This window comes from Streptomyces sp. E2N166 (assembly GCF_003671715.1).
Lineage (GTDB): Bacteria > Actinomycetota > Actinomycetes > Streptomycetales > Streptomycetaceae > Streptomyces > Streptomyces thinghirensis.
Genome location: NZ_RAIF01000032.1, coordinates 393,449 through 402,621 on the forward strand (window position 1 = coordinate 393,449; position 9,173 = coordinate 402,621).

7 protein-coding genes are annotated in these 9,173 nt (G+C 72.9%); 4 read left to right on the forward strand and 3 right to left on the reverse strand.

The window, feature by feature from the left end; all coding sequences use genetic code 11:
- The 3 genes from EBH09_RS28890 to EBH09_RS28900 form a co-directional block, all read left to right on the forward strand.
- The coding region (locus tag EBH09_RS28890) for a protein phosphatase 2C domain-containing protein (RefSeq protein WP_238697465.1) at nucleotides 1–1,118 on the forward strand (1,118 nt) is incomplete at its 5' end.
- Nucleotides 1,119–1,146: 28 nt separating this feature from the next.
- Nucleotides 1,147–2,889: a pyruvate dehydrogenase gene (locus EBH09_RS28895; protein WP_121749866.1), complete on the forward strand. Its 1,743-nt coding sequence runs from the start codon at nucleotides 1,147–1,149 to the stop codon at nucleotides 2,887–2,889.
- Between the two features lie 114 nt (nucleotides 2,890–3,003).
- Entirely contained in the window at nucleotides 3,004–3,402 is a 399-nt protein-coding gene (locus EBH09_RS28900) for an ATP-binding protein (RefSeq protein ID WP_121749867.1), read from the forward strand.
- A 33-nt stretch (nucleotides 3,403–3,435) separates the two neighbouring features.
- Here the strand turns inward: EBH09_RS28900 and EBH09_RS28905 are convergent, their stop codons facing one another.
- Together EBH09_RS28905 and EBH09_RS28910 are read right to left on the reverse strand one after the other, a co-directional pair.
- Entirely contained in the window at nucleotides 3,436–4,491 is a 1,056-nt protein-coding gene (locus EBH09_RS28905) for a DUF2637 domain-containing protein (protein WP_121749868.1), read from the reverse strand.
- 292 nt (nucleotides 4,492–4,783) lie between these two features.
- Entirely contained in the window at nucleotides 4,784–5,629 is an 846-nt protein-coding gene (locus EBH09_RS28910) for a (2Fe-2S)-binding protein (RefSeq protein WP_121749869.1), read from the reverse strand.
- A gap of 266 nt (nucleotides 5,630–5,895) precedes the next feature.
- Between EBH09_RS28910 and EBH09_RS28915 the strand changes: the two genes are divergently transcribed.
- Nucleotides 5,896–6,648, forward strand: coding sequence for a GntR family transcriptional regulator (locus EBH09_RS28915; RefSeq protein ID WP_238697562.1), 753 nt, complete (start codon nucleotides 5,896–5,898; stop codon nucleotides 6,646–6,648).
- 67 nt (nucleotides 6,649–6,715) lie between these two features.
- Here EBH09_RS28915 and secD read toward each other — a convergent pair whose 3' ends face one another.
- Nucleotides 6,716–9,067, reverse strand: coding sequence for a protein translocase subunit SecD (gene secD / locus EBH09_RS28920; RefSeq protein WP_193776591.1), 2,352 nt, complete (start codon nucleotides 9,065–9,067; stop codon nucleotides 6,716–6,718).
- Between the last annotated feature and the right edge of the window lie 106 nt (nucleotides 9,068–9,173).

Here is a 9,173-nt window from a genome sequence, read left to right on the forward strand (position 1 = left end):
GGACCGCACCGGGCCTGCCCCCGCTCCCGCCCCCGTTCCTCCCCTCGCAACCCCCTCAGTCCCCGCCCGAGCCGTCCCGGGACGGCGCCGGCGGGGCTCCGTCGGCCGGACGTGACTTCGTCGGCTCCGGACCGCCCACCTACGACGCCGAGCCCACCGCGCTGCCGTCGGCGGATCCCGACGGGCTCGACGGGCTGGTGGCGGACACGGTGCTGGAGGGTGCCCGGTACGGGACCTGCACCCTGCGGGCCGTTTCCGTGCGGGGGGACTCCGCGCGGTACCGGGGCGACCCGCGCCGCGACGCGCTGCTCGTGGCGCGCTTCGGCGCGGGGGAACAGGCACTGGTCCTGGTGGCGATGGCGACCGGCGCCCGCGCGACCGCCGGGGCGCACCGCGCGGCCGCCGAGGTGTGCCAGTGGATCGGCCGGGCCGTGGGCCGCAGCCACGCCCGGCTCGCCGAGGACCTGCGGGCCGCCCGGCGCGGCGAGCTGAAGTCCGGGCTGCACCGCCTCACCGACCGCAGCCTCGGCAGGCTCCGGGCCGGCGCCGCCGAGCGGGGTCTGGCCCCGGACGAGTACGCGGCCACGCTGCGTTGTCTGCTGCTGCCCGCCGACCCCGAGTGCCGTACCCGGATCTTCTTCGGCGCCGGCGCGGGCGGACTGCTCCGGCTGCGCGACGGCGCCTGGCAGGACATGGAGCCGGGCGTCGGCGAAGTGGCCGGCGAGCCCGTCGTCGGGTTCGGCTCGACGCCCCGGGCGAGGCCGGGCGGGACGCCGGACCAGACCTCCGAGGACGACCGGCTCACCATGGACCTGGGCATCACCGCACCGCCCGGACCGTACGACGGACCGCCCGGACCGTACGACGCTCCGCCCGCCGAGCCGTCCCGCGAGCCCTTCCGCTTCCGGGCCTCCATAGCCCGCCCGGGTGATGTGCTGCTGATGTGCACCGCGGGCCTCGCCGAACCCCTGCTGAGCGAGCCCGAGCTGGGTGAAGTCCTCGCGCGGCGATGGGCCGGACGCACCCCGCCCGGTCTCGCCGAGTTCCTCACCGACAGCCGGGTCCGGGTCAAGGGTTACGCCGATGACCGTACGGCCGCCGCCGTTTGGGAGGCGTGACGCCGCTCGCTGTGCCATAGCTGGAGCCATGGCCAAACAGAACGTCGCGGAACAGTTCGTCGACATCCTCACCCGCGCCGGAGTCAAACGCCTCTACGGAGTCGTCGGCGACAGCCTCAATCCGGTGGTGGACGCCGTGCGCCGCCACTCCGGCATCGAATGGGTGCACGTCCGGCACGAGGAGACCGCCGCCTTCGCCGCCGGGGCGGAGGCCCAGATCACCGGGAGGCTGACCGCGTGCGCCGGCTCCTGCGGCCCCGGGAACCTCCACCTCATCAACGGCCTCTACGACGCCCACCGCTCGATGGCGCCCGTCCTCGCCCTCGCCTCGCAGATCCCGTCCAGCGAGATCGGCCTCGGCTTCTTCCAGGAGACCCACCCCGACCAGCTCTTCCGCGAGTGCAGCCACTACAGCGAGCTGATCTCCAGCCCGAAGCAGATGCCCCGGCTGCTTCAGACCGCCATCCAGCACGCCGTCGGCCAAGGGGGCGTCAGCGTCGTCTCCCTGCCCGGCGACATCGCGGACGAGCCCGCGCCGGAGAAGGCCGCCGAGACGGCACTCGTCACCTCCCGGCCGACCGTCCGCCCCGGCGACGAGGAGATCGACCGGTTGGTGCGGATGATCGACGACGCCGACAAGGTCACCCTGTTCTGCGGGGCCGGTACGGCGGGCGCGCACGCCGAGGTCATGGAGTTCGCCGGGAAGATCAAGTCGCCGGTGGGGCACGCTCTGCGCGGCAAGGAGTGGATCCAGTACGACAATCCGTACGACGTCGGGATGAGCGGGCTGCTCGGGTACGGCGCCGCCTACGAGGCCACCCACGAGTGCGACCTGCTGATCCTGCTCGGCACGGACTTCCCGTACAACGCCTTCCTGCCCGACGACGTGAAGATCGCCCAGATCGACGTCAGGCCCGAGCACCTGGGCCGCCGTTCCAAGCTGGACCTCGCGGTGTGGGGCGACGCGAAGGAGACCCTGCGCTGCCTGATCCCGCGGGTGAAGGAGAAGAAGAGCCGGCGCTTTCTCGACCGGATGCTGAAGAAGCACGCGGACGCGCTGGAGGGCGTCGTCAAGGCGTACACCCGCAGGGTCGACAAACACGTCCCGATCCACCCCGAGTACGTCGCCGCCGTGCTCGACGAGATGGCCGACGACGACGCGGTCTTCACCGTCGACACCGGCATGTGCAATGTCTGGGCCGCCCGCTACATCTCACCCAACGGCCGTCGGCGCATCATCGGTTCCTTCTCGCACGGCTCGATGGCGAACGCGCTGCCGATGGCGATCGGCGCCCAGTTCACCGACCGGCGCCGGCAGGTTGTCTCCATGTCCGGCGACGGCGGGTTCACCATGCTGATGGGCGACTTCCTCACCCTCGTCCAGCACGATCTGCCGGTGAAGGTAGTCCTCTTCAACAACTCCTCGCTCGGCATGGTCGAGTTGGAGATGCTGGTCGCGGGTCTGCCCTCGCACGGCGTGGCCAACGTCAACCCGGACTTCGCCGCCGTCGCCGAAGCCTGCGGTGCCTTCGGGGTGCGGGTGGAGAAGCCCAAGGAGCTGGCCGGGGCGCTGAAGGCCGCGTTCAAGCACAAGGGGCCTGCCCTCGTCGACATCGTCACCGACCCCAACGCCCTGTCCATCCCGCCGAGGATCAGCGCCGACATGGTCACCGGCTTCGCCCTGTCCGCCTCGAAGATCGTGCTGGACGGCGGTGTCGGGCGCATGCTCCAGATGGCCCGCTCGAACCTGCGCAACGTGCCGCGACCGTGAGCGGCGGCCCGGCCGTCGTGAATCGACATGACTGCCGGGGGTCCGAACGGGCAAGGCTTCCCCGTGAACACGTTCGAAAGGGAGGGAAGCGACATCAGCACGCGGACGGGGGACATGAAGGGACACACGGCACCACAGCTCAGGCGACGGCTGGGGCGGGCGGACCTGCGGGCGGTGCCCGAGGCCCGGCGCGCCCTGCGTGAGCTGCTGCGGCACTGGGGCGGGCCCGGAAGATCGGATGTCGCGGAGCTGCTCACCAGCGAGCTCGTCACCAACGCGCTCGTCCACACCGGCGAAGGCGCCGTCCTGACCGCGACGGTCGGACCGCGCGCGCTGCGGGTCGAGGTACGGGACTTCGTCGGCCGGCTGCCCCGGCCGCGCGCCCCGGAAGCGGAGGAGAGCACCAACGGCAGGGGGCTGATCCTGGTGCAGTCCCTCGCCGACGACTGGGGCGTGCACCCCTGCGAGGTGGGAAAGTCGGTCTGGTTCGAACTGGACGCCGAGGCCGCGTGAGGCGCCGGGAGCCCCCGGCGCCTCAGACCCCGGCTAGCCGAACTGCTGCTCCAGGTCCTTGAGCTTGCGCTCCAGGGAGTCCAGGCGCGGCAGGGCCTGGGTGTCGTCCTCCGCGGTGAGGTCGACCGTGACCTGGTCAGTTCCGTGGCGTACCGGCTGCAGGGAGGGCCGCCGGGCCGCGGGCAGGGGCTCCGGCGCGGATATGGCGGGCTCCGCGGTGGCGGCGCGCTCGGTGCCCCGCTCCACCTGCTGCACCTCGACCTCGACCGGCCGGCCGCCGCGGCCGGGGAAGCCCCGGTGACCGTGACCCCGGCTGATCGCCTTGAGCTGCGCCCGCTCCAGACGCTCCTGCTCGCGCCGGCGCTGCTTGGTCTCCTCCTTCTTGCGCATGTCGTCGCGCACCTCCTCGACGGCCTCGTCGAGGCTGCGCACGCCCTCCAGGAGCATCAGCGACCAGGCGCGGTACGTCTCCCGGGGCGCCCGCAGCCAGCGCACCATGCGGATCTGCGGGAGCGGGCGCGGCACCAGGCCCTGCTCGCGCAGGGCGGCCCGACGGGTCTGCTTCAGGGCCCGGTCGAACAGCACCGCAGCCGACAGGGACATGCCCGCGAAGAAGTGCGGGGCACCAGCGTGACCGATGCCGCGGGGCGCGTGCACCCAGTTGAACCATGCCGCCGCGAACGCGAACGTCCACACGAGTATGCGGGAACCGAGCGCCGCGTCACCGTGGCTGGCCTCGCGCACCGCGAGGACGGAGCAGAACATCGCCGCTCCGTCGAGGCCGAACGGGACCAGGTACTGCCAGCCGCCGCTCAGGCCGAGGTTCTGCTCGCCGAAGCCGACCAGACCGTGGAAGGAGAGCGCCGCGGCGACCGCGGCGCAGCAGAAGAGCAGGACGTAGGAGAAGGTGCCGTAGAGGGCCTCCTTGCGCCTGCGGCGCTCCTCCATGCGCTCCCACGAGTCGTCAGCGCCCGCGTCCTTCCCCGAGGAACGCTTGCCGCGCGCGAGCACCGCCACCGCCGCCAGCATGCCCAGGAGCAGCACGGCGCCCGGAAGCAGCCAGTTCAGCGATATGTCGGTCAATCTCATCTGGGGGTCCCTTGCATTGGGATAGGGCGTAACGCCCGCCATGGTGGCCCAAACCCGGCGGCCCTCAGAGGGTTTCGGGGCAAGAGGCAGCCAAGGGAGTGCGAGGGGATGCCCAGGGCGGCGTTCTGCTCGAACTGCCGCATGAGGGGCGGGAGTTGAGTTCGAATAAGACTACCCGTACGAGTGGTTCCACGGAAAGTTCCCGTGACGCGTGAGGGAGTTGTGAAACGACGCCGGTGATCTTAGTCGACGATCATGGGAGTGACCGCGCGTGAGTACGCCCGGGGGAGACTCAACCCGCCGTGGCGAGCAGCTTGTTGACGCGGTCCGCGTCACAGGTGCGCGGGCAGGTGGCGCAGGTGTCCTCGGGGCGCAGGGTGTAGAACATGCAGCAGCTCGCCCGGTCCCGGGTGTGCAGCGGCTCGCCGTCCGGTCCGGTCAGCTCGCGGAACGCCGCCTTGCCGACGTAGGGCTTGGTCGCGCCCGGCAGCAGCAGCTCCAGTTCGTGCCGCGCCCGCTCCTGCTCGCCGAGCAGATGAGCGACGTACCACAGGCCCTCGACGACCTCGTCGGTCGCCATGCCCCACAGGGCGCGACCGCGCCGTCGCATGCGTGGTCCGAACCCCGCCAGCACCGGCTCCATGTGTTCGGCGACCGCGGCGCGCACCTCGGCCCGCAGCGCCTCCTCGTCGGCGACCACGCGGGCGCCGGGCAGCGCGGCGGCGGGATCACCGGGCAGGCAGGCGAAACCGGCGGAGCGCACGGCCATGCGGCCGAGGGGAAGCCCGGCGGCGGAGCGGTCGTAGGCGACGTGGGTCGCGGGGTAGCGGGGCACCCTGCGGTGCAGGAACCACGGCACGGTGATCAGCAGGCAGGCCGGCCACGCGTACCGGTGCAGTCCGAAACTCGCGACCACGTCCGGCCGGGCCCGTTGCCCGTAGTCCCGGACCACCTGGGCGTCGTCCCAGGCGAGGAACGCCTCCAGCTCCGCCCCGCCCGCGGCGAGCGCGCCGGCCGCGACCCATCCGCCGCCGCGCGGGACCTCGCCGGCCGTGTCCAGCTCGGTGACGCCCAGCCCCGGAAGGGCCTCGGACAGGCGCGCGTAGGCGTCCGTGAGGGCCGAGCGGGTGACAGGCATGCGGGACCACCGATCCACGTCCGAGCAACGGGCTGCTTGAGGTAAGCCTTACCTTACCCAAGATCCTTGGGATTTGAACTGGCGGCCCGTGCCCTTATGGTGCTTGACGGACAGGTGACAACCCGCCGTAATGACCCCAAGTACCGACACGTCCCGCAGGAGGACCCGTGAAGCCGAGCGCGCAGGGTCCCGCGGGGACGGGGATCGGACGGGTCCGCACCGCCGAGCCGACCGGGGCGGCCGCGTCGCGCGCACCGGTCGCACCGGTGCGGGTCCCGGCACAGCCGGGTGCCTCGGACAGGGACCGGGACAGGGCGCGTGGGGCCGTGGAACCGGCCGGAGCCGCACGCGGCGAGCACACGCACAGCGAACATCCCCTGCCCCGCCCGCGCGCGCTCGTCCAGCGCTCCTCCGTGCGGGGGCAGGTACTCGACGCCCTGCGCACCGCGCTGGTCTCCGGCGAGCTGCGGCCCGGCGAGGTCTACTCGGCGCCCGCGCTCGGCGAGCGCTTCGGCGTCTCGGCCACGCCCGTTCGGGAGGCCATGCAGCAGCTCGCCCTGGAGGGCGCGGTCGAGGTCGTCCCCAACCGCGGCTTCCGCGTCGTCGAGCGCGGCGACCGGGAACTGGCCGAACTCGCCGAGGTCCGGGCCCTGATCGAGGTCCCCGTGCTGCTCCGCCTGGCCCGTACGGTGCCCGCCGAGCGCTGGGCGGAACTGCGCCCCCTCGCCGAGGCCACCGTCCGGGCCGCGTCGTCCGGCTGCCCGGCCACGTACGCCGAGGCCGACCGTGCCTTCCACCGCGCGGTGCTCGCGCTGGCCGGCAACGACCAGCTCGTCCGCATCGCCGGTGACCTGCACCGCCGCGCCCAGTGGCCGCCGGCCGGAGCCCCCGCGGTACGGGGGCGGGCCGACCTGATCGCCGACGCGCACGAGCACACGGCGCTGCTGGACGCGCTGATCGCCGGCGACCCGGACCTGGTCCGGACCCTGGTGGGGGAGCACTTCGGCGAGGCGCGCTGAGCGCGACGACGCGGGCGCGACCCCCCGGGGTCCCTGCGAGATGGCTCGCGAGGTGGCCAGGGGGTGGCTACGCGACCTCCTGCCGTTCCGCGCGGCTCGCCGGCGCCTTCTTCTCCGCGGGCCGCCCCTTGCGACGCGCGGGCCGGGACCCGGAGCCGCGGTCGTACATCTCGATGGCCAGCGGAGAGGCGGTGAACACCGACGAGTACGTGCCGACCCCCACGCCGATCAGCAGCGCGAGGGCGAAGTCGGTGAGCGAGTCGTCGGCGAGGACGGCCAGAGAGGCGAGGATGAGCACCGCGCCCATACCGGTGTTGACCGTGCGCGGCAGGGTCTGCAGGATCGCCTGGTTCGTGAGCCGGGCGAACGGCGCCTTGCGGTCCTTGCCGGCGAGCAGCTCCCGGATGCGGTCGAAGAGCACCACCGAGTCGTTGACCGAGTAACCGATCACGGTCAGCAGCGCCGCCAGGAACACCCCGTCGATCGGCTTGCCCAGCCAGGCGAACACGCCGACCAGGATGACCACGTCATGGGCGAGGGCGCTGACCGCCGCGGTGCCGAACAGCAACCGGAAGCGGACGGCGAGGTACGTCAGCTGGGCGGCCAGGGCCAGGCCCAGCGCGATCAGGGCGTCCTTGCGCAGCTCCTCGCCGAGACTCGGGCCGATCAGCTCGTCGCGGACCTTCTCCGTCTCCCCGCCCAGCTCGCCGATGGCCCTGGTGACGGTCTCGGCCTCGGCGTTGGTCAGCTTCTCGGTGCGCACGGTCAGGTCGCTGTCACCGGAGGACTGGACGACGGCGCGGGGGAAGCCCGCGTCGGCGAGGGCGTCCCGTGCCCGGTCGGCGTCGACCCGGGTGGCCGTGGAGTACTCGATGAGCCGTCCGCCGGTGAACTCGATGCCGAAGTCGAGGCCGCGGACCAGGATGCCGGAGCCGGCCGCCACGAGCACGACCGCGCAGGCGGCCAGCCAGCGGCGCGGGCGGCGCATGAGGAACGGGTCGCGGCGCAGCAGGGCGTCACGGACCGGGCCGGTGGTCGAGATGCCGGTGATGTGCGGGCGGCGGAAGACCGAGGGGCGGCTCGCCGCGAACTCGGCGAGCACGCGGGTGATCACCAGGGCGCTGACCATGGAGGCCAGGACACCGATGCCCAGGGTGACGCCGAAGCCCTTCACCGGACCCGAGGCCAGGAAGAACAGCAGGGCGGCGGCGATCAGCGTGGTGATGTTGGAGTCGGCGATCGCGCTGAAGGCGCTGCGGAAACCGGCGGTCAGCGACGAGCGCGTGCTCGGGCGGGTACGGGCGGCCTGTTCCTCGCGGGCGCGTTCGAACACGAGGACGTTGGCGTCCACCGCCATGCCGATGGCCAGGACGAAGCCGGCCAGGCCGGGCAGGGTCAGGGTGGCGCCGATCGCGGCCAGGGCGGCGTAGGAGATCACGCCGTAGCAGAGCAGGGCCACGGTCGCGAGGGCGCCCATCAGCCGGTATACGACGATGATGAACAGCCCGGTCAGCGCGGTGCCGATGACGGCGGCCCAGGCGCCGGCCGAGATCGCCTCGTCGCCCAGGGTGGCGCCGATGGTGCGCTGCTCGATGGTCTCGACCGGTACGGGCAGCGCACCGCCCTTGATGAGCAGCGCCAGTTCGCGGGCCTCGGCGTCGTCGAAGGAGCCGGTGATCTGGGTGGAGCCACCGGCGATGCCCGCCCCGCAGGCCACGGAGGGGTCGACCTGCGGCGAGGAGATGATCTTGTTGTCGAGCACGATGGCGACCCGGCGCTGCGGGTCGCCGGCCGGATGGCAGGCGGCTTCGCCGGTCACCTCGGCCCAGCGGTCGCTGCCCGAGTCCTTGAAGTCGACGGTGACGTGCCACCCGGCTCCGCCCTGCTGGTCGAAGCGGGCGTCGGCGCCCTTGACGTCCTGTCCGGTCAGCGTGGCGGCCTTCAGCCGGAGGGACTGACCGGACTCGTCCGGCAGGGCGCGCTCGACGTCCGTGCCGGACGGGTTACCCGCGTCGTTCCCGGCGTCGTTCCCGGCGGCCTCGGCCGGGCCGAGCACCGAGTGGACGGTGAGCTGCGCGGTGCGGCCCAGCACATCGGCCGCCTTCTTCGGGTCCTGTACGCCGGGCAGCTCGACGACGACGCGGTTGTCACCGGAACGGACGATGGTCGGCTCGGCGACGCCGAGCGCGTCGATACGGCCGCGCAGCACCTCCACGGTGCGGTCGGTGGCCTCACGGTCGGCCTCGGTGGTGGCGGTGGACTTGGTCTCCAGCACGATCTGGGTGCCGCCGCGCAGGTCGAGCCCGAGGCGGATCGGCATGGTCAGGGCGATGGCCACGGCCCCGGCCATCACGAGGAGGGCGACGAGCGCGCGCCCCTTCGTGGAGTGGGCTCGGGAGCGGGGACGGGAACGTTTCAACAGGGGCCTCCGGCGGGCACGCCGCGGCGGCGGCCCAGCGCGGCCGCGGCGAAGGATGGTGGAAGGACGGGGTGTCTCAGATGCCGGAGGAGACGGGAGGGGCCCG

Bases quoted from the DNA above. Each gene is read 5' to 3' on its own strand.
- EBH09_RS28895 (WP_121749866.1), top strand. From the start codon at position 1,147: ATGGCCAAACAGAACGTCGCGGAACAGTTCGTCGACATCCTCACCCGC.
- EBH09_RS28900 (WP_121749867.1), top strand. From the start codon at position 3,004: ATGAAGGGACACACGGCACCACAGCTCAGGCGACGGCTGGGGCGGGCG.
- EBH09_RS28905 (WP_121749868.1), bottom strand. From the start codon at position 4,491: ATGAGATTGACCGACATATCGCTGAACTGGCTGCTTCCGGGCGCCGTG.
- EBH09_RS28910 (WP_121749869.1), bottom strand. From the start codon at position 5,629: ATGCCTGTCACCCGCTCGGCCCTCACGGACGCCTACGCGCGCCTGTCC.